Here is an 18,082-nt window from a genome sequence, read left to right on the forward strand (position 1 = left end):
AGCTCCGCCCCGGGTAGTTTCCGTGCATGGCGACCGATCCGAGGAACCCCTCCGACTCGTACCTCAGCTTCTGGCGCGAGTACCACATGTGCACCCTGACCACCCCGCGCCCGGACGGCACTCCGCACGTCGTGGCGGTGGGCGTCACCTACGACCCCGAGGGCGGATACGCCCGGGTCATCACCAACAAGCACAGCCGCAAGGTCGCCAACGTCCTGGCGGCGGGCGCGGACGGCGCGCGGGTGGCGGTCTGCCAGGTCGACAAGGGCCGCTGGGCCACCCTGGAGGGCGTCGCGCACATCCGTACCGAGCCGGAGGTCGTCGCGGACGCGGTGGGGCGCTACGCGGAGCGCTACGGGCGCACGCCGGCCGAGAACCCGGACCGGGTGGTCATCGAGATCGCCCTGACGCGGGCGATGGGACGCGCCTGAGGGAAGGGCCCCCGGCCGTACGGGGGCAGCACAGCGGCGCCATCGCGTTTCAGGTCCGCGATGGCGCCGCTGTGTGGGGGAAGTGCCGGAGCGATCTACAACGACGGGGGAATCGCTCAGGCACTGCGGGGGGTGGCGGTGATGGTCTCGGGCTCGATCAGCTGGTGGTCCCGCTGGTCGAGGTTGACGAAGATCATGCCGTACCGGATGGCACAGCGGATGGGCTGCGGGGCGCCGCGGGGACGGCGGAGGCAGCGGTAGGCGCGGACGTCCTCGTCCTGCTCCCGTGCCACCACGATCGGCTCTCCGAAGAGGGTGATCTTCAGCGCGTCGCCACGGTGGGGGATTGCCGTGGCGAGGTCGACGAAGTGCCACCCGGACCGGTAGGCCGAAGCCATCTCCCGGCGGAACCTGGGGTCGTCCGGCGGCACGGTCACGCCCCCGCACCCCTGGACGTGATCTCCCACGACGGTTCGTAGGGAGCGGCGCGTACGACGTCCCTGGGCGAGCTCTCCCACGAGGGTTCGCCGGGCCCGGCCACCACGTCGTGTGCCGGGGTGCTCTCCCACGAGGGCTCGTCCGGCCCTGCCACGGAATGCGCCGGGGTGCTCTCCCACGAGGGCTCGCCGACGGCGAGTGCGCCGAGAGCAGCCGCCGCAACGGCTATGGCGCTAAGTGCACGAACCATCCTGGTCATGGCCGATCTCCACCTCTTTTGATCACTACCTCCCCCCCGCGAGTAAGACGATGGCTCACTCCCGCCCCTTTCCACCAGCCAACCCGGGCATCATGTTCCTGTAATTCATGACCCTGAGGGGGGTGCAAATGAGGCGAGAATGCGACGAGTCCGGTCATAAGCACAGTCACGGTGAACTATGCGACGTGGGCAAGGAGCTCTATGCGAGTGCGCTCCGCACCGGCCGCATAGCCCGCGCGGACGCCGAAGCCGCCCCCTGCCTGAGGGAACTCTCCCTCCTGCACCCGGACCCGGACGACAGCCAGTGCCTGCGTCCCGTTCCGCCGTCGATCGCGCTCAACCAGCTCGTGCACCCCATCGAGCAGGAGATACAGGTCCGACGCCAGCACGCGATAGCCCTCGCGGACGCTTTCGAGCCGTTCATGGCGATCCACACCCAGGACCCCTCCGGCGCCCAGGCCATCACGGTCCTCGAAGGCCTCAGCGTCATCAACGCCGCCCTCGACCGCGCCATCAACGAGTGCACCGAGGAACTCCTCACCATCCAGCCCGGCAGCGGCCGCCGCCCCGAGACCCTCGAAGCCGCCCTGCGCCGCATGGAGCCGCTGCTCGACCGCGGCGTCCGGATGCGCACGCTCTACCAGCACACGGCACGCCACCATCCCGCCACGCTGGCCTACGTCGAACGCGTCGCGCCGTACGGGCTCGAACTGCGCACCCTCGAGGAGATCGTCGACCGGCTGATCATCGTCGACCGCAAGGTCGCCTTCGTTCCCGCGCGCAGCGACCGCCAGGTCGCCCTCGAACTCCGCCACGAGGGCCTCGTCCAGTACCTCGTCGGCGTCTTCGACCAGTTCTGGCTGCACGGCGTGCCGTGGGAGGACGAGATCCCGTACAGCCCCTCCGTGGACGGCATCGGCGGCGTCCAGCGCTCCATCGCCAAACTCCTCGTCGAGGGCCATGTCGACGAGGCCATCGCCCGCCGCCTCGGCATGAACGTGCGCACCTGCCGCGCCCACATCGCCAAGCTCGCCGCCGCCCTCGGCAGCGGCAGCCGGGCCCAGCTCGGCTACCTGATCGCGCAGTCGGGCATCCTCGAGGGAGACAACTGACCACCCAGACACCTGACCAGCGTCGAACGGGACAACTCACCGCCGTGTACGTACAGATCGACCTCGACGGGCCCGCCGGGACCCTTCGCGTCTCCGGGCACGACCTACCCACCGTGGAGCTCGTACGGGCCCCCGGGGCCCGCCCCGACACCCATACGCCGATCGGCACCCGCAAGCCCGCCCTGCTCGCCCTGACGGTGGCCGGGGAACCCGCCGTCATCAAGCCGGCCCGCGCCCGGCTGCTGCGCCGCTCCTACCGGGTGGACGTCCGCGTCGACGGCGTCCGCTACCGGCTCGTCCCCAGCTCGCACGTGGACAGCCAGCTGACCCGGAACGGGAAGGCGCTCGGCACCCTGGAGTCCCAGGGGGACGGCAAGGTGTACGCCGACTGGGACCCGGCCGCCTCCCCCACCCCGCTCGACCACGCCGTCGGCACCGCCCTCGCCGCCGCGTTCGGCACCGGGGCCGCGCCGTGGTGGGAGACGCTCGGCGACATCGTGGCGGAGCTCATCCCGTAGCCCGGCGGTCCCGTACACGCGGGAAGCCCCCTCCACGACCGTGGAAGGGGCTTCACGCGTCCAGGGGACGCCCGGCGCGGGGCCGGGCCGCCGGACGGGGGCCTACTCGCCGCGCTTCGGACGCCAGACCACCAGCGCGCTCGCCTGCTGCACATCCGTGTACGGCACCAGATCGCGCCGGTACGAGGCGTGCACCTGGGCCTCGCGCTGCCGCATCGCCGCCGCCGCGCCGTCGACGGCCGCCGACAGCTCCGCGATCCGGCTCTGCAGCGCCGCGACCTGGTTCTCCAGCTCGATGATGCGCTTGATCCCGGCCAGGTTGATGCCCTCGTCCTGCGACAGCTGCTGCACCTGGCGGAGCAGCTCGATGTCACGGGCCGAGTAGCGCCGGCCACGGCCCGCCGTGCGGTCCGGGGAGACCAGACCGAGGCGGTCGTACTGACGGAGGGTCTGCGGGTGCAGACCGGAGAGCTGGGCCGCCACCGAGATGACGTACACCGGCGACTCGTCGGTCAGTTCGTACGGATTGCGTCGGCGCCCGTCCACCGGGTCACGCTCCCTTCGCGGCCTGGAACAGCTCCGCCCGGGGGTCCTCGGAGGCGGTCGCCTCGCGATAGGTCTCCAGGGCGTCACGTGCCTTGTCGTCCAGCTCCTTCGGCACCGCGACCTCGACCGTCACGAGCAGGTCGCCGCGCGTGCCGTCCTTGCGGACCGCGCCCTTGCCCCGGGCGCGCATGGTCCGGCCGTTCGGAGTGCCCGCGGGCAGCTTGAGGGTGACCGCGGGGCCGCCGAGGGTCGGCACCTTGATCTCGCCGCCGAGCGCCGCCTCCGCGAAGGAGACCGGCACGGTGACGGTGAGGTTGTCGTCCTTGCGGCCGAAGACCGGGTGGGTGTCGACGTGCACCACGACGTACAGGTCGCCGTTCTGCCCGCCGCGCTCCCCCGGCGCTCCCTTGCCGCGCAACCGGATCTTCTGGTTGTCGGAGACACCGGCCGGGATGCGGACCTGCATGGTGCGGGAGGACTTGGCCCGGCCGCTGCCCTTGCAGACCTCGCAGGGGTTCTCGGCGATGAGGCCGCGGCCCTTGCAGTCCACACAGGGGTCGGTGAGCGAGAAGCCGCCGCCGCTGCCGCGCGAGACCTGTCCGGTGCCGACGCAGGTCGGGCACACCCGGGGCGTGCCGTTCTTGTCGCCGGTGCCCGAACACGCCGTGCACGGCTGCTGGCTGGACATCCGCAGCGGTACGGTCGCGCCCTCGATGGCCTCGGTGAAGCTGAGCGTCACCTCGGACTCGATGTCCTGGCCGCGCCGCGGCTGGGTGCGGGGGCCCGCACCGGCGCCGCGGTTGAACAGACCGCCGAAGACGTCCCCGATGCCGCCGCCACCGCCGCCGAAGCCGCCGCCCGCGCCGCCCTGGGTGCCTCCGAAGAGGTCACCCAGGTCGAAGTTGAACGAGCCGCCCGCCCCGGGGCCGCCGGCCCGGAAGCCGCCGTTCCCGAAGAGGGCGCGGGCCTCGTCGTACTCCTTGCGCTTCTTGGCGTCGCCGAGGATGTCGTTCGCCTCGGAGATCTCCTTGAAGCGCTCCTCGGCCTTGGCGTCGTTCTTGTTGGCGTCCGGGTGGTTCTCGCGGGCGAGCTTCCGGTACGCCTTCTTGATCTCGGCCTCGGTGGCGTCCTTGGGGACGCCGAGAACCTTGTAGTAGTCCTTCTCGACGAAGTCCTTCGTGCTCATCGACGTCCCTCCTTCCGGACTGCTCCGGGGTCTGTCACCGCTGTGCGGTCGGTCGCGCTACCCCTCCTCGGGGGCACCGCTCTCCTCGTCCGTGGACGACTTCGCGTCGTCCTTGGCCGGTGCCGCGCCCGGCTGGGGCTCGGCGACGGCCACGCGGGCGGGCCGGATGGTCCGCTCGCCGATCCGGTACCCCGGCTGCAGGATCGCCACGCACGTCGTCTCGGTGACGTCCGGCGCGTACGAGTGCATCAGGGCCTCGTGGATCGTCGGGTCGAAGGGCTCGCCCTCCTTGCCGAACTGCTGCAGACCCATCTTGGCGACGACGGTCTCCAGCGATTCGGCCACCGACTTGAACCCGCCCACGAGCTCGCCGTGGTCCCGGGCCCGGCCGACGTCGTCGAGCACCGGGAGCAGGTCGCTCAGGAGGCCCGCGACGGCGATCTCCTTGACCGTGACCCGGTCCCGCTCCACGCGGCGGCGGTAGTTCTGGTACTCGGCCTGGAGCCGCTGGAGGTCCGCGGTGCGCTCCTCGAGCGCCTTGCGGGCCTGGTCCAGCTGCGCCAGCAGAGCCACGTCAGTAGCGTCCCCGGCCGGGGCCGCCCCCTCCGCCTTGTCGGCGGAGGCGGCGGCAGCGGCGGTCTCGGGCTCCTCGGGCGTGCCGTCGGCGGGGACTTCGGGCTTCTCCTCGAAGCCCGGGGTCTCCTCAGACATCAGGCAGCGCCGCCCTTCGGCTTGTCCTCGTCCACGATCTCGGCGTCGACGACGTCGTCGTCGGCCTGAGCCTGCTGGCCGGCGCCGGCGTCGCCGCCCGCGGCCTGCGCGCCCTGGGCGTCGGCGTAGAGCGCCTGGCCGAGCTTCTGGGAGACGGCCGCGACCTTCTCGGTGGCGGTGCGGATCTCGGCGGTGTCCTCGCCCTTGAGCTTGTCCTTCAGCTCGACGAGCGCGGCCTCGACCTCGGCCTTGACGTCACCGGGGACCTTGTCCTCGTTGTCCTTGAGGAACTTCTCGGTCTGGTAGACGAGCTGCTCGCCCTGGTTGCGGGACTCGGCGGCCTCGCGGCGGCGGTGGTCCTCGTCCGCGTACTGCTCGGCCTCCTGGCGCATGCGGTCGACCTCGTCCTTCGGCAGCGAGGAGCCGCCGGTGACGGTCATCTTCTGCTCCTTGCCCGTGCCCAGGTCCTTCGCGGTCACGTGCATGATGCCGTTGGCGTCGATGTCGAAGGCGACCTCGATCTGCGGGACGCCACGCGGGGCCGGCGGCAGACCGGTCAGCTCGAACATGCCGAGCTTCTTGTTGTACGCCGCGATCTCGCGCTCGCCCTGGTAGACCTGGATCTGCACGGACGGCTGGTTGTCCTCGGCCGTCGTGAAGATCTCGGACCGCTTGGTCGGGATCGTGGTGTTGCGCTCGATGAGCTTGGTCATGATGCCGCCCTTGGTCTCGATGCCGAGGGACAGCGGGGTCACGTCGAGGAGCAGGACGTCCTTGACCTCACCCTTGAGGACACCGGCCTGGAGCGCGGCGCCGATGGCGACGACCTCGTCCGGGTTGACGCCCTTGTTGGCGTCCTGACCGCCGGTCAGCTCCTTGACGAGCTCGGCGACGGCCGGCATACGGGTCGAACCACCGACGAGAACGACGTGGTCGATCTCGGAGAGGTTGATGCCCGCGTCCTTGATGACGTTGTGGAACGGCACCTTGCAGCGGTCGAGCAGGTCCGAGGTCAGCTGCTGGAACTGGGCCCGGGTGAGCTTCTCGTCCAGGTGCAGCGGGCCCTCGGCGGAGGCCGTGATGTACGGCAGGTTGATGGAGGTCTCGGTCGAGGACGAGAGCTCGATCTTCGCCTTCTCCGCGGCCTCGCGGAGACGCTGGAGAGCCATCTTGTCCTTGGCCAGGTCCACGCCGTGGCCGTTCTGGAACTGCGTCACCAGGTAGTCGACGACGCGCTGGTCCCAGTCGTCGCCACCGAGGTGGTTGTCACCGTTGGTGGCCTTCACCTCGACGACGCCGTCGCCGATCTCCAGGAGGGACACGTCGAAGGTGCCGCCACCGAGGTCGAAGACGAGGATCGTCTGGTCGTCCTTGTCGAGGCCGTACGCGAGGGCGGCCGCGGTCGGCTCGTTGACGATGCGCAGGACGTTGAGGCCCGCGATCTCACCGGCCTCCTTGGTGGCCTGGCGCTCCGAGTCGTTGAAGTAGGCCGGAACGGTGATGACCGCGTCAACGACCTTCTCGCCCAGGTAGGCCTCGGCGTCGCGCTTCAGCTTCTGCAGGATGAAGGCGCTCATCTGCTGCGGGTTGAAGTTCTTGCCGTCGATCTCGATCTTCCAGTCGGTGCCCATGTGGCGCTTGACCGACCGGATGGTCCTGTCGACGTTGGTGACGGCCTGACGCTTGGCCACCTCGCCGACGAGCACCTCGCCGTTCTTCGCGAAGGCGACGACGGACGGCGTGGTCCTGGCGCCCTCGGCGTTGGTGATGACGGTGGGCTCGCCGCCTTCCAGAACGCTGACGACGGAGTTAGTCGTGCCCAGGTCGATGCCGACCGCACGTGCCATTTCGATTCCTCCAGCTGACGTACTTGAGTGGATCTGACTCAAGGATGCACGACGGGACGGACTGCGTCAACAGACCTGAGCGGAGGGGGCTCAACTCTTCGTCCTTTATCTCACTCATACGGATGCGGGCGCGCGTCGATCCCCGATCCGGCGCGGTGGCGCATGAGAGAGTTCGCTGGCCCCATGTCGGGCAAACCAGCCATATCCCACGAATATCCCATGATTCTCGTTCGTCGCTCGGAAGGGTGTGGGGAATGCTCGGAAGGTGCGGGGAATGACGGCCAAGCGCACGTTCGACATCGTGGGCGGGCTCGCCCTCCTGGTCGCCCTGTCCCCCCTGCTCGCCGCCGTCGCCCTCTCGGTCGCCCTCGGCTCGGCCACCCCCGGCCGGGGCGTGCTGCGCCGCCGCACGGTGGCGGGCCTGGAGGGGGAGCCCTTCACGATGCTGACCTTCCGCACGAAGAGCCCCCTGGCCGCGCTGCCGCTCCTCGTGCACGTCGTCGGCGGCCGGATGTCGCTGGTCGGACCGTGTCCGCTGACCCCGGGCCACCGCGAGTGCGCGGGCGAGGGACGCCGCCGGCTCTCCGTACGCCCCGGGCTGACCGGCCCGTGGCAGATCAGCGGACGGTCGGACCTGCCGTGGGAGGAGCGCGAGCTGCTCGACCTCCATTACGTGGACCACCACTGGCTGGGGATGGATCTCACGATCCTGGCGCGTACGCTTCCAGCAGTCCGCAGGCGTCGCGCGGCAAGGTTTGCCTGAGCGACACAGATCACCGCGAGCGCCGCTACAGCCCGGGGCCCCGAACGGGTAATCTCGGCACGGACTCCATAAGTTACCGCTTAGTAGGCCCGCCCGAGGAGCCCCTCATGCAACTCGCCGCGATCATCGTGTCGATCGCCATCACGGTGGTGGCCGTCGCGCTGTTCGGTCGTGCCACCGTGCAGATCTACCGGTTCGTGCGCCTCGGGCAGCCCGTGCCCGCCGGCACCCGCACCGGCGACCCCACCCAGCGCACCGTGACCCTGGTCAAGGAATTCCTCGGCCACACCCGGATGAACCGCTGGGGCATCGTCGGCTTCGCGCACTGGTTCGTGGCGGTGGGCTTCTTCTCGCTGCTCCTGACGATCGTCAACGCCTTCGGCCAGCTCTTCCAGGCCGACTGGCTGATCCCGATCATCGGCGACTGGCTGCCGTACGAGATCTTCACCGAGTTCCTCGGCCTGATGACGGTCCTGGGCATCGTGACCCTCATCGTGATCCGGCAGCTCAGCAAGCCCACCAAGGCGGGCCGCAAGTCCCGCTTCGCGGGCTCCAAGACCGGCCAGGCGTACTTCGTCGAGGCCGTCATCCTGATCGTCGGCCTCTGCATCATGACGCTGCGCGCCCTCGAAGGCGTCCAGCACCACGTGACCAGCTGGGAGCCCGGCTTCTTCGCCTCGTACCCGCTGATCGCGCTGCTCGACAACCTGGACCTGAGCACGATCCAGCACCTCACCTACTTCGTCGCGGCGCTCAAGATCGTCACGTCCTTCACCTGGATGATCACGGTCTCGCTCAACACGAACATGGGCGTCGCCTGGCACCGCTTCCTCGGCTTCCCGAACATCTGGTTCAAGCGGAACGCCGACGGCTCCACCGCGCTCGGCGCGCTCCAGCCGATGACGACGGCCGGCAAGGAGATCGACTGGGAGGACCCGGCCGAGGACGCCGTCTTCGGCGTCTCCCAGGTCGAGCAGTTCTCCTGGAAGGGCATCCTCGACTTCTCCACCTGCACCGAGTGCGGCCGCTGCCAGTCGCAGTGCCCCGCCTGGAACACCGGCAAGCCCCTCTCCCCCAAGCTCCTCATCATGTCGCTGCGCGACCACGCGCACGCCAAGGCGCCGTACCTGCTCGCCGGCGGCGGCAAGGACATGGAGGGCAACGAGAAGGCCACCGAGGAGCAGCTCAAGGACGTCCCCGCGTCGGCGATCGCCGAGGCCGAGCGCCCCCTCATCGGCACCGCCGAGGAGAACGGCGTCATCGACCCCGACGTCCTGTGGTCCTGCACCACCTGCGGCGCCTGCGTCGAGCAGTGCCCGGTCGACATCGAGCACATCGACCACATCGTCGACATGCGCCGCTACCAGGTGATGATCGAGTCCGCGTTCCCGTCCGAGGCGGGCACGATGCTCAAGAACCTGGAGAAGAAGGGCAACCCCTGGGGCCTGGCGAAGAAGCAGCGCGTCGAGTGGACCAAGGAGGTCGACTTCGAGGTCCCGATCGTCGGCAAGGACGTCGAGGACCTCTCGGAGTTCGACTACCTCTACTGGGTCGGCTGCGCCGGCGCCCTGGAGGACCGGGCCAAGAAGACCACCAAGGCCTTCGCGGAGCTGCTGCACATGGCGGGCGTCAAGTTCGCGATCATGGGCGGCGACGAGAAGTGCACCGGTGACTCCCCCCGCCGCCTGGGCAACGAGCCGCTGTTCCAGCAGCTCGCGCAGGAGAACGTCGCGATGCTGAACATGGCGTTCGGCGAGGATGACGAGGACGAGTCGACGAAGAAGCCGAAGTCGGCCAAGCGGATCGTCTCCACCTGCCCGCACTGCTTCAACACCATCGCCAACGAGTACCCGCAGCTCGGCGGCGAGTACGAGGTCATCCACCACACCCAGCTGCTCCAGCACCTCATCGACGAGGGCAAGCTGGTCCCGGTGACCCCGGTCGACGGCCTCATCACCTACCACGACCCGTGCTACCTGGGCCGTCACAACAAGGTCTACACGCCGCCGCGCGAGATCATGTCCGCCGTCCCCGGCCTGCGCCAGCAGGAGATGCACCGCCACAAGGAGCGCGGCTTCTGCTGCGGCGCCGGCGGTGCCCGGATGTGGATGGAGGAGCGGATCGGCAAGCGCATCAACAACGAGCGCGTCGAGGAGGCCCTGTCCCTCAACCCGGACATCGTCTCCACCGCCTGCCCGTTCTGCCTCGTCATGCTGACCGACTCGGTCAACGGCAAGAAGAACGAGGGCAAGGCCAAGGAGTCCGTCACGGTCGTGGACGTGGCCCAGCTGCTGCTCGAATCGGTGAAGACCCCGGTGGACCCGGAGCCGGAACCGGCCGAGGAGCCGGAGCCGGAACCGGCGAAGTAGCACCCGGTACACGAGAGAGGGCCGCCCCGCGCGTGAAGCGCGGGGCGGCCCTCTTCGTCGTGCGGGCCCCGGTCAGGCCTTCTGGGCGACGTACGTGCCGACGAGCCTGCCCTGGAAGTCGTAGACCCGGCTGCCGGCCCCCTGCCGCGGGGTGTCGACGGCGGTGAGCTCGTACCGGTGCTTCCCGGCGTCGACGAGCGTGTACGTCCAGCCGTGGTGGGCGGCGGCCGGATGCCTGAGGTCGAGGGAGCCGAGGGAGCGGCCGTTCTTCTGGGTGAGCTCGACGCGGGGGTGGCTGGTGCTCGTGAAGAACCGGGCCACGTTCCCGTCGGGCAGGGTGACCTTGGCGTCGGGGAGCCGCACGGTGTTCTTCTTCGCCTGGTGAGCGGGCTTGGGGACGGGCTTCGGGTCCGGCTTGGGCGTGGGCTTCGGGTCCGGCTTCGGCGCGGTCTCGACCCAGGAGCGCACGGTGCCGTCGGGCCTGAGGACGACGTGAAGGCCACCGTACGGACCGTCGTACTGGCCGGACGCGGGCCGGCCGCCGGTGCTGACGAGGGTGTCGATCAGGGAGCCGCCGGCGTAGATCTCGGCGGAGAAGCGGCCCGGCCCGTCCTGGTAGACCCGCGCGAGCGAGCCGCCGGCGAGGTCGACGTTCCGCCAGAAGACCGACTGGTCGCCACCAGCGGGGGCGGGGGCGGGGTCGGGGTCCGCGGCGAACGCTCCGGCGGCCGGCAGCAGGAGCGCGGCGACGGCCCCGGTGGCGACGGCGGCGGTACGGGCGGAACGACGGGTGACACGCATCGGAAGGACTCCTTGCTCGACTCGCTGACAGCTCCGAAGCTACGAGTACGACATTGAGGTGATACGTCGGTTTTGTAACGAGAGCCCGGCATATCCCCCTAGGGGATGTCACAGCTCAGTGGCAAGCGGCGGCCCGAGGAGCGCCCGTACGGCGGAAGCGGGTACGTTCAAGGACGTGGCTGGATTCAGGAACGGACGCGGCCGGGACAACCGCCCCCCGCACAATCAACCGCAGCAGGCGCCGTACGGGTACAACGCGGCCCCGCCGCCGCACCCGCAGCAGCAGCAGTGGCAACAGCAGCCACCGCAGGGGCAGCAGGGGCGCCAGGGCTCCCACGGGCAGCAGGGGCAGCACGGGCACCAGGGGCAGCAGCCCTACGGCGAGCCCGAGTACTTCGGCGACCCGTACGGCCAGCAGCAGCACCCGCACGCGGCGACGGCGAACAACCCGGGCCACACCCAGATGTTCAGCGTCGACGACCCCTACGGCGACGCCGCGACCCACCACGCCGGCGCCGCGCCCGTCCCGACGGGCCCCCGGCTCCCGTGGAAGGCGCTCCTGAGCGGCATCGTGCTGCGCCCCGCGGACACGTTCCTGCGGATGCGGGACCACGCCGTGTGGGGCCCCGCGCTGATCGTGACCTTCCTCTACGGGCTGCTCGCGATCTTCGGCTTCGACAAGGCGCGCGACGAGGCGATCAACGCGACCCTGTCGACGGCGATCCCGTACGTCCTGATGACCGCCCTCGGCTTCGTCGTCGGCGGACTGATCCTGGGCTCGGTGACGCACACGCTGGCGCGCCAGCTGGGCGGCGACGGGGCGTGGCAGCCGACGGTGGGCCTGTCCATGCTGATCATGTCGATCACGGACGCGCCGCGGCTCGTCTTCGCGCTCTTCCTGGGCGGCGAGAACGGCCTGGTCCAGGTGATCGGCTGGCTGACCTGGCTGGCGGCCGGAGCGCTCTTCACCATGATGGTGAGCCGCTCGCACGACCTGCCGTGGCCGAAGGCGCTGGGCGCGTCGGCGATCCAGCTGGTGGCGCTGCTGAGCCTGATCAAGCTGGGCACGCTGTAAGCGACGAGAACGAGGAAGGCCCCCGCCGTGAACGGCGGGGGCCTTCCTCAGGTTCGGACCGGAGGGTCAGGCGTCGAGGACCTGGCCCTCGCGCTTGACGACGGGCGGCTCGACCGACCAGGGGAAGTTGATCCACTCGTCGGTCTTCTTCCACACGTACTCGCACTTCACGAGGGAGTGGGACTTCTCGTAGATGACGGCGGAGCGGACCTCGGCGACGTGGTCGACACAGAAGTCGTGGACGAGCTTGAGGGTCTTGCCGGTGTCGGCGACGTCGTCGGTGATCAGCACCTTCTTGTCGCTGAAGTCGATCGCGTCGGGCACGGGCGCCAGCATGACCGGCATCTCCAGCGTGGTGCCCACACCGGTGTAGAACTCCACGTTCACGAGGTGGATGTTCTTGCAGTCCAGGGCGTAGGCCAGACCGCCGGCGACGAAGACGCCGCCGCGGGCGATCGACAGCACGATGTCGGGCTCGTAGCCGTCGTCGGCGATCGTCTGCGCCAGCTCACGGACGGCGCGCCCGAAACCCTCGTACGTCAGGTTCTCGCGTACTTCACTCATGCCTGCGACCGCCTCACACCTGGGTCCGATGGAAGTTCATGAACGAGCGGGAGGCCGTCGGGCCCCGCTGCCCCTGGTACCGGGAGCCGTACCGCTCGCTCCCGTACGGGAACTCGGCGGGCGAGCTCAGCCGGAACATGCACAGCTGCCCGATCTTCATCCCGGGCCACAGCTTGATCGGCAGGGTGGCGAGGTTCGACAGCTCCAGGGTCACGTGCCCGGAGAAACCGGGGTCGATGAACCCGGCGGTCGAGTGCGTCACGAGCCCGAGCCGCCCGAGGGAGCTCTTCCCCTCGAGACGCGACGCGATGTCGTCCGGGAGGGTGATGACCTCGTAGGTCGAGGCGAGCACGAACTCGCCGGGGTGGAGGATGAACGCCTCGTCACCCTCGGGCTCGACCTCACGGGTCAGGTCGAGCTGCTCGACGGCGGGGTCGATGTGGGGGTAGCGGTGGTTCTCGAACACCCGGAAGAAGCGGTCAAGCCTCACGTCGATGCTCGAGGGCTGCACCATGGATTCGTCGTACGGGTCGATGCGGACCCGTCCGGCGTCGATCTCTGCCCGGATGTCCTTGTCTGAGAGAAGCACGCCCCCACGATACGCAGAGGGCGCGGACCTGCCCCAATCGGCAGGTACCCGCGCCCCGGGCGCAGGTCAGCGACGCCCGGACTCCACCGGCACCGCATGCCGCAGCCGCGCGCAGCGCGGACACCGGATGAGCCGCCCTGGCCCGATCCGCCCGGCCCCGAGCTGCTGCAGCGGGAACGAAGCGGTACTGAACACATGCCCTTCGGCACAACGGACGACGGTGCGCTCCATCGGACCCATCAAGTCCCTTCCCCTACACATGTGCTGGACGGGAAGCCACATTAGGGGATCAACGGGACACCCTCCACGCGGCACTCCGCACCCGAAAAGGCGCAAGCTTCGCCGCAAGTGGCGCATGGGGTACAGTGTGCAACGATGCGGCACCGTTCACCGGCCCGCTGTGCGGATGTAGTTTAATGGTAGAACATGAGCTTCCCAAGCTTATAGCGCGGGTTCGATTCCCGTCATCCGCTCCACTGCAGAGCCCCAGGTCGAAGACCTGGGGCTTTTCTGTTCTCCAGGCCGGCCTGCCTCGTCTCGCGCTCCGCGACGTCGTCGAGGGTGCCGGAGGCCCGGGCCCGTGCTTCCGAAATGCTGCACTCAGGACGAGTCAATATCTATGACCGCGGGCCGAGAATTTACCGGGCCGTGCGGGGAGAGTATTTACCGCACCGCACGGAGAGCGATTGATCTCCGCACAGAAGCCGCCGCGACCTGCTACTGTCGATATCAGTTGCAGTTTTGGTACCCAAAGACTTCAAGCGTCTCCAGGCGGCCCCGCCGCGCAGGAGCGCTTTTTATTTCCGGTCATTTTCCGGGCAGGGCATCATCGCGGCGACACGGCATCCGTAGAGTGCGGACGCCGGTGTACTGCCCAAAGGAGATATGACATGGCTGCTGGCACCGTGAAGTGGTTCAACGCGGAAAAGGGCTTCGGCTTCATCGAGCAGGACGGTGGCGGCCCCGACGTGTTCGCCCACTACTCGAACATCGCCGCCCAGGGCTTCCGCGAGCTGCAGGAAGGCCAGAAGGTCACCTTCGACATCGCGCAGGGCCAGAAGGGCCCGACGGCCGAGAACATCGTTCCCGCCTGAAGCTGACGCATAGTTCGTAGCTGGGGCCCGCATCCCTCGGGGTGCGGGCCCCAGCTACAGGCATTTTCCGGCAGCGTTCTCCTCCGCGGGACGGCCGTCGTTCTCCGCCGCCCACGGACCCTCCGGGGACGCCTGCCCCTTCGAACCTGTGTCTTTCCGTCGTCCTGGATCCCGGGATACCGACGTCCGCCCGACGTCACTCCCCTTTCAGATTTCAGCACCTACGCCGACACAGAATCCATGCGAGCGAGATTCGCTTTCGCATTCCCTTCGGCCCGTTCTTCTGGTTCCCCGCGCCGCTCCACCGCTGCGGGAATTCCTTGATGACGTGCCGCATCAAGGAAGGTTCTGAATGAACCCCACACGTACGAACAGCCGCTCCTCCCGCAGCCGCCGCACCGGCGGCTCCGCTTTCGGCTCCACCGCCGCTCCCGTCCGGGCCGGTCGCTTCGGTTCGTCCGCCCCCAGCCGTTCCGGAGCCCCGAGCCGCTCGGGCGGCTACGGCCGTCGGCCCGCCGCGGTGCAGGGAGAGTTCGCCCTCCCGAAGACGATCACGCCCTCGCTGCCCCCCGTCGAGGCGTTCGGCGAACTCGACATGCCCAGGGAGCTCCTGGCCGCGCTCACCGCGCAGGGCGTGTCCGTGCCGTTCCCGATCCAGGGCGCGACCCTGCCGAACTCCCTCGTGGGCCGTGACGTGCTGGGCCGCGGCCGGACCGGCTCCGGCAAGACCCTCGCCTTCGGCCTGGCCCTCCTGGCCCGCACCGCCGGGCAGCGTGCCGAGCCCCGCCGGCCGATCGCCCTCGTCCTCGTCCCCACCCGCGAGTTGGCCCAGCAGGTGACCGACGCCCTCACGCCGTACGCACGCGCCGTCAGGCTGCGCCTGGCGACCGTGGTCGGCGGCATGCCCATCGGGCGCCAGGCCGGCGCCCTGCGCGGCGGTGCCGAGGTCGTCGTCGCCACCCCCGGACGCCTCAAGGACCTCATCGACCGAGGCGACTGCCGGCTGGACCAGGTCGCGATCACCGTCCTGGACGAGGCCGACCAGATGGCCGACATGGGCTTCATGCCCCAGGTCACCGCTCTCCTGGACCAGGTGCGGCCCGAGGGCCAGCGGATGCTGTTCTCCGCCACCCTGGACCGCAACGTCGACCTCCTGGTCCGCCGCTATCTCACCGACCCCGTCGTCCACTCCGTCGACCCCTCCCAGGGCGCGGTCACCACGATGGAACACCACCTCCTGCACGTGCACGGCGCCGACAAGCACCGGGTGACGACGGAGATCGCGGCGCGCGAGGGCCGGGTGATCATGTTCCTGGACACCAAGCACGCCGTGGACCGGCTCACCCAGGACCTCCTCGACAGCGGAGTCCGCGCCGCGGGGCTCCACGGCGGCAAGTCCCAGCCCCAGCGCACCCGCACCCTCGCCCAGTTCAAGACGGGCCACGTCACCGTCCTGGTGGCCACGAACGTCGCCGCCCGCGGCATCCACGTCGACAACCTCGACCTCGTCGTCAACGTGGACCCGCCGACCGACCACAAGGACTACCTCCACCGCGGCGGCCGCACCGCCCGCGCGGGTGAGTCCGGCAGCGTCGTCACCCTGGTCACCGCCAACCAGCGGCGCGGCCTGACCCGCCTCATGGCCACCGCCGGCATCGTGCCCCGGACCACCCAGGTCCGCTCCGGCGAGGAAGCGCTCCACCGGATCACCGGCGCCCGGACCCCCTCCGGCGTCCCCGTCGTCATCACCGCGCCGGCGGCCGAGCAGCGCAAGCGCGGCCCGGTGTCCCGCGGTCGGCGCAGCACCGCCTCGGCGGCCCGCCGCGCGAGGTCGCAGTCGGCCGGCGCGTGAGCCCGCGGCGGTCCCCCGTCGGCCAACGGCAGTCCGCCGTCGGCCCGGCGGTCCGCACGTCACGCGAAGAGGAATCCGACCCATCTCCGCAGGAGGCACAGTGACGCTGGTTCAGACGCAGCCCCGCTCGGCGAACGCCACCCCCGTGGACAGGAAGGTGGCCGACCCCACGGAAACGGCCGCACCGCGGGTCGGTGACGACATGACCGTGGAAGTGGCCCTGTCCGTCGTGATCAGTGCCCGCTCGGAGCATCTGCTCGTCTGTGACGACGACGGCCTGTGCACCCGGCTGGTCACCCGGGCCCAGCTCGCCGCCGTCCGTGACAGCAGCGCGTACACGGACCGCATCCGGCTGCGCGACATCCCCGGCGACCGCGGTCCGTTCACCTCACCCCCGCCTGAAACGACTCACTGCGACCGGTCCCTTCTCCTCTTCTCCCTGTGAGGCAGCATGCGTTGTGTCATCGCCCGGTTCCCGTTCGATCTGACCAAGAGCGGCGTCCTGGAATCCATGAAGGGCATCAAGCCCGAGCCGGTCACCGGCGAATCCGTGATCATCGGCCGCCGCTCCTACCCCGCCAAGCAGGTCGGCCAGGTCATCACCCGCCAGGACCGCCGCGACTTCAGCGCCGGCGAAGTCCTGAGGGCCATGGCCCGGCTCGGCTTCACCTGCCGCGAGCTTCCCGACGCCGACGTACCCGACCTCACCCCGGTCCAGCAGGCATCCGCGCTGCTCGGCACCCAGGTCGCCGTCTGACCGACGGGACCTGCGCGAGGCGTCACCGAAACAGCCGGAAGGGCCCGACCTGCAGACATGCAGGTCGGGCCCTTCCGCGTACCGACGGGTTTCCCCGGCGGCGCTGCGTCACAGGACTGTCTCCCCTCCCGACACACGAAAATCTATCTCGGCCAGAGTAGACATTCAGTGGTGCCGTGATTATGGTTTCTCTCGTAGCCCAGCGAGACAAGAGGGCCTGGCAGAGATGAACTGCCGGGCAGCAGTACCCGCTCGTGCAGTCGGCAGGGCGGTGCGGTGGTGGAGTTCCGAAGCCAGGGTTGTCGGCAGGACGGCGACGGGACTGACGACCGCACCGGGTGGCCCGCAGTGATCAGGGGCCGCCGTGCACGGGACCGCCTGTCATGGCAGCAGCGGTACCCGTGAGCGCAGTACCAGCAGTACGCAGTACCCGTTGGGAAGCAATTGATCACCGAGGGAAGAACGGAGGAGCCGAGCGCCATCAGGATCGCCCGGGCGGAACTCTTGAGCCCGGGTACCGCAGGACATCGATAGTGAGGTGGTCTCCGGTCAAGCAATCGCGATCCCCGCGTGCCCGACAGCGTCTCGGTCGGGTCGGCGGAAACAGAAGGCCGGTGCGGTATAAGGACCGGCAGATGGTGTAGTAGTTCCTTCGGGGCCCTGGCGCCAGTACGGCGCCAGGGCCCCTCAACGCGTTCACCAGAGAGGTGCAAGTGACAGCAGACGACTCCTTCGGCCGTCTCGACGACGACGACTACCCCGCCTACACGATGGGCCGGGCCGCCGAGATGGTCGGCACCACCCAGGGATTCCTGCGCGCCCTCGGTGAAGCACGCCTCATCACTCCGCTGCGCTCCGGCGGCGGCCACCGCCGCTACTCCCGCTACCAGCTGCGCATCGCCGCCCGCGCCCGGGAGCTGGTCGACCAGGGCACCCCCATCGAGGCCGCCTGCCGCATCATCATCCTCGAAGACCAGCTCGAAGAAGCCCAGCGCATCAACGCCGAGTACCGCCGCGCCGCCGAATCATCTCCCCCGCCGGCCTCGGAATGAGTCGAGTGGGCCCGTCGATACCGCCGGTGGCGGGAAGGATCTCGGCTGCCTGAGTGACGTCGTCGTGCGGCGACGTCCAGTCGGCCGTCCTCCCGCCGGTCCCCCAGCGTGCGCCGGG

19 protein-coding genes and 1 tRNA gene are annotated in these 18,082 nt (G+C 69.6%); 12 read left to right on the forward strand and 8 right to left on the reverse strand.

What is annotated here, in order from left to right; translation table 11 throughout:
* Nucleotides 1-26: 26 nt before the first annotated feature.
* Nucleotides 27-431: a pyridoxamine 5'-phosphate oxidase family protein gene (locus tag AMK27_RS17355; RefSeq protein ID WP_073908248.1), complete on the forward strand. Its 405-nt coding sequence runs from the start codon at nt 27-29 to the stop codon at nt 429-431.
* Between the two features lie 116 nt (nt 432-547).
* Here AMK27_RS17355 and AMK27_RS17360 read toward each other — a convergent pair whose 3' ends face one another.
* Nucleotides 548-868 carry a hypothetical protein gene (locus tag AMK27_RS17360; RefSeq protein WP_030323603.1) on the reverse strand — a complete coding sequence of 107 codons (321 nt, stop codon included), beginning with the start codon at nt 866-868 and terminating at the stop codon, nt 548-550.
* Between the two features lie 367 nt (nt 869-1,235).
* Here AMK27_RS17360 and AMK27_RS17370 point away from each other — a divergent pair, with 367 nt between their 5' ends.
* Nucleotides 1,236-2,240 carry a hypothetical protein gene (locus AMK27_RS17370; RefSeq protein ID WP_030323607.1) on the forward strand — a complete coding sequence of 335 codons (1,005 nt, stop codon included), beginning with the start codon at nt 1,236-1,238 and terminating at the stop codon, nt 2,238-2,240.
* Nucleotides 2,241-2,284: 44 nt separating this feature from the next.
* The gene (locus AMK27_RS17375; RefSeq protein WP_073908254.1) at nt 2,285-2,758 is read left to right on the forward strand and encodes a hypothetical protein; all 474 of its coding nucleotides are present in this window, start codon (nt 2,285-2,287) and stop codon (nt 2,756-2,758) included.
* 102 nt (nt 2,759-2,860) lie between these two features.
* Here AMK27_RS17375 and AMK27_RS17380 read toward each other — a convergent pair whose 3' ends face one another.
* The 4 genes from AMK27_RS17380 to dnaK are packed head-to-tail and all read right to left on the reverse strand — an operon-like array spanning nt 2,861 to nt 7,048.
* The gene (locus AMK27_RS17380; RefSeq protein ID WP_073908257.1) at nt 2,861-3,304 is read right to left on the reverse strand and encodes a heat shock protein transcriptional repressor HspR; all 444 of its coding nucleotides are present in this window, start codon (nt 3,302-3,304) and stop codon (nt 2,861-2,863) included.
* 4 nt (nt 3,305-3,308) lie between these two features.
* Nucleotides 3,309-4,490 carry a molecular chaperone DnaJ gene (gene dnaJ / locus AMK27_RS17385; RefSeq protein ID WP_073908260.1) on the reverse strand — a complete coding sequence of 394 codons (1,182 nt, stop codon included), beginning with the start codon at nt 4,488-4,490 and terminating at the stop codon, nt 3,309-3,311.
* Nucleotides 4,491-4,547: 57 nt separating this feature from the next.
* Entirely contained in the window at nt 4,548-5,201 is a 654-nt protein-coding gene (grpE, locus tag AMK27_RS17390; protein WP_073908263.1) for a nucleotide exchange factor GrpE, read from the reverse strand.
* Nucleotides 5,201-7,048 carry a molecular chaperone DnaK gene (gene dnaK / locus AMK27_RS17395; RefSeq protein ID WP_055602963.1) on the reverse strand — a complete coding sequence of 616 codons (1,848 nt, stop codon included), beginning with the start codon at nt 7,046-7,048 and terminating at the stop codon, nt 5,201-5,203. The genes grpE and dnaK overlap by 1 nt, the downstream gene beginning before the upstream one ends.
* A 274-nt stretch (nt 7,049-7,322) precedes the next feature.
* Here dnaK and AMK27_RS17400 point away from each other — a divergent pair, with 274 nt between their 5' ends.
* Together AMK27_RS17400 and AMK27_RS17405 are read left to right on the forward strand one after the other, a co-directional pair.
* Complete coding sequence (locus AMK27_RS17400; protein WP_073908266.1) at nt 7,323-7,811, forward strand: sugar transferase; 489 nt, start codon at nt 7,323-7,325, stop codon at nt 7,809-7,811.
* Nucleotides 7,812-7,918: 107 nt separating this feature from the next.
* The gene (locus tag AMK27_RS17405) at nt 7,919-10,180 is read left to right on the forward strand and encodes a (Fe-S)-binding protein (RefSeq protein WP_073908274.1); all 2,262 of its coding nucleotides are present in this window, start codon (nt 7,919-7,921) and stop codon (nt 10,178-10,180) included.
* A gap of 72 nt (nt 10,181-10,252) precedes the next feature.
* Here AMK27_RS17405 and AMK27_RS17410 read toward each other — a convergent pair whose 3' ends face one another.
* The gene (locus tag AMK27_RS17410; protein WP_073908277.1) at nt 10,253-10,981 is read right to left on the reverse strand and encodes a hypothetical protein; all 729 of its coding nucleotides are present in this window, start codon (nt 10,979-10,981) and stop codon (nt 10,253-10,255) included.
* A 175-nt stretch (nt 10,982-11,156) separates the two neighbouring features.
* Here AMK27_RS17410 and AMK27_RS17415 point away from each other — a divergent pair, with 175 nt between their 5' ends.
* Nucleotides 11,157-12,056, forward strand: coding sequence for a Yip1 family protein (locus AMK27_RS17415; protein WP_073908280.1), 900 nt, complete (start codon nt 11,157-11,159; stop codon nt 12,054-12,056).
* Between the two features lie 66 nt (nt 12,057-12,122).
* Here the strand turns inward: AMK27_RS17415 and AMK27_RS17420 are convergent, their stop codons facing one another.
* The gene (locus AMK27_RS17420; RefSeq protein WP_030323619.1) at nt 12,123-12,620 is read right to left on the reverse strand and encodes a phosphoribosyltransferase; all 498 of its coding nucleotides are present in this window, start codon (nt 12,618-12,620) and stop codon (nt 12,123-12,125) included.
* A gap of 13 nt (nt 12,621-12,633) precedes the next feature.
* On the reverse strand, nt 12,634-13,209 hold the full coding sequence (gene dcd / locus AMK27_RS17425) for a dCTP deaminase (RefSeq protein WP_017240230.1): 576 nt from the start codon (nt 13,207-13,209) through the stop codon (nt 12,634-12,636).
* Between the two features lie 402 nt (nt 13,210-13,611).
* On the opposite strand from dcd, the gene AMK27_RS17435 reads away from it, so the two are divergent.
* The 6 genes from AMK27_RS17435 to AMK27_RS17460 all read left to right on the forward strand — a co-directional run bounded on the left by AMK27_RS17435 (nt 13,612) and on the right by AMK27_RS17460 (nt 17,964).
* Nucleotides 13,612-13,685: transfer RNA gene (locus AMK27_RS17435), tRNA-Gly, on the forward strand.
* 414 nt (nt 13,686-14,099) lie between these two features.
* The gene (locus AMK27_RS17440) at nt 14,100-14,303 is read left to right on the forward strand and encodes a cold-shock protein (protein WP_020133169.1); all 204 of its coding nucleotides are present in this window, start codon (nt 14,100-14,102) and stop codon (nt 14,301-14,303) included.
* Between the two features lie 352 nt (nt 14,304-14,655).
* The gene (locus tag AMK27_RS17445) at nt 14,656-16,155 is read left to right on the forward strand and encodes a DEAD/DEAH box helicase (protein WP_073908286.1); all 1,500 of its coding nucleotides are present in this window, start codon (nt 14,656-14,658) and stop codon (nt 16,153-16,155) included.
* Between the two features lie 100 nt (nt 16,156-16,255).
* Complete coding sequence (locus AMK27_RS17450; RefSeq protein WP_073908289.1) at nt 16,256-16,600, forward strand: hypothetical protein; 345 nt, start codon at nt 16,256-16,258, stop codon at nt 16,598-16,600.
* 6 nt (nt 16,601-16,606) lie between these two features.
* Nucleotides 16,607-16,912, forward strand: coding sequence for an SCO5918 family protein (locus AMK27_RS17455; protein ID WP_073908292.1), 306 nt, complete (start codon nt 16,607-16,609; stop codon nt 16,910-16,912).
* A 713-nt stretch (nt 16,913-17,625) separates the two neighbouring features.
* Nucleotides 17,626-17,964 (forward strand): MerR family transcriptional regulator, encoded by a 339-nt coding sequence (locus AMK27_RS17460; RefSeq protein WP_073908295.1) that lies wholly within the window; start codon nt 17,626-17,628, stop codon nt 17,962-17,964.
* Nucleotides 17,965-18,082 lie beyond the last annotated feature (118 nt).

This window comes from Streptomyces sp. CB02009 (assembly GCF_001905825.1).
In the GTDB taxonomy this organism is placed as follows: Bacteria; Actinomycetota; Actinomycetes; order Streptomycetales; family Streptomycetaceae; genus Streptomyces.

Bases quoted from the DNA above. Each gene is read 5' to 3' on its own strand.
- AMK27_RS17440 (WP_020133169.1), top strand. From the start codon at position 14,100: ATGGCTGCTGGCACCGTGAAGTGGTTCAACGCGGAAAAGGGCTTCGGC.
- dnaJ (WP_073908260.1), bottom strand. From the start codon at position 4,490: ATGAGCACGAAGGACTTCGTCGAGAAGGACTACTACAAGGTTCTCGGC.
- AMK27_RS17410 (WP_073908277.1), bottom strand. From the start codon at position 10,981: ATGCGTGTCACCCGTCGTTCCGCCCGTACCGCCGCCGTCGCCACCGGG.
- AMK27_RS17420 (WP_030323619.1), bottom strand. From the start codon at position 12,620: ATGAGTGAAGTACGCGAGAACCTGACGTACGAGGGTTTCGGGCGCGCC.
- AMK27_RS17355 (WP_073908248.1), top strand. From the start codon at position 27: ATGGCGACCGATCCGAGGAACCCCTCCGACTCGTACCTCAGCTTCTGG.
- AMK27_RS17405 (WP_073908274.1), top strand. From the start codon at position 7,919: ATGCAACTCGCCGCGATCATCGTGTCGATCGCCATCACGGTGGTGGCC.
- AMK27_RS17445 (WP_073908286.1), top strand. From the start codon at position 14,656: ATGAACCCCACACGTACGAACAGCCGCTCCTCCCGCAGCCGCCGCACC.
- grpE (WP_073908263.1), bottom strand. From the start codon at position 5,201: ATGTCTGAGGAGACCCCGGGCTTCGAGGAGAAGCCCGAAGTCCCCGCC.
- AMK27_RS17370 (WP_030323607.1), top strand. From the start codon at position 1,236: ATGACCCTGAGGGGGGTGCAAATGAGGCGAGAATGCGACGAGTCCGGT.
- dnaK (WP_055602963.1), bottom strand. From the start codon at position 7,048: ATGGCACGTGCGGTCGGCATCGACCTGGGCACGACTAACTCCGTCGTC.
- AMK27_RS17400 (WP_073908266.1), top strand. From the start codon at position 7,323: ATGACGGCCAAGCGCACGTTCGACATCGTGGGCGGGCTCGCCCTCCTG.
- AMK27_RS17455 (WP_073908292.1), top strand. From the start codon at position 16,607: ATGCGTTGTGTCATCGCCCGGTTCCCGTTCGATCTGACCAAGAGCGGC.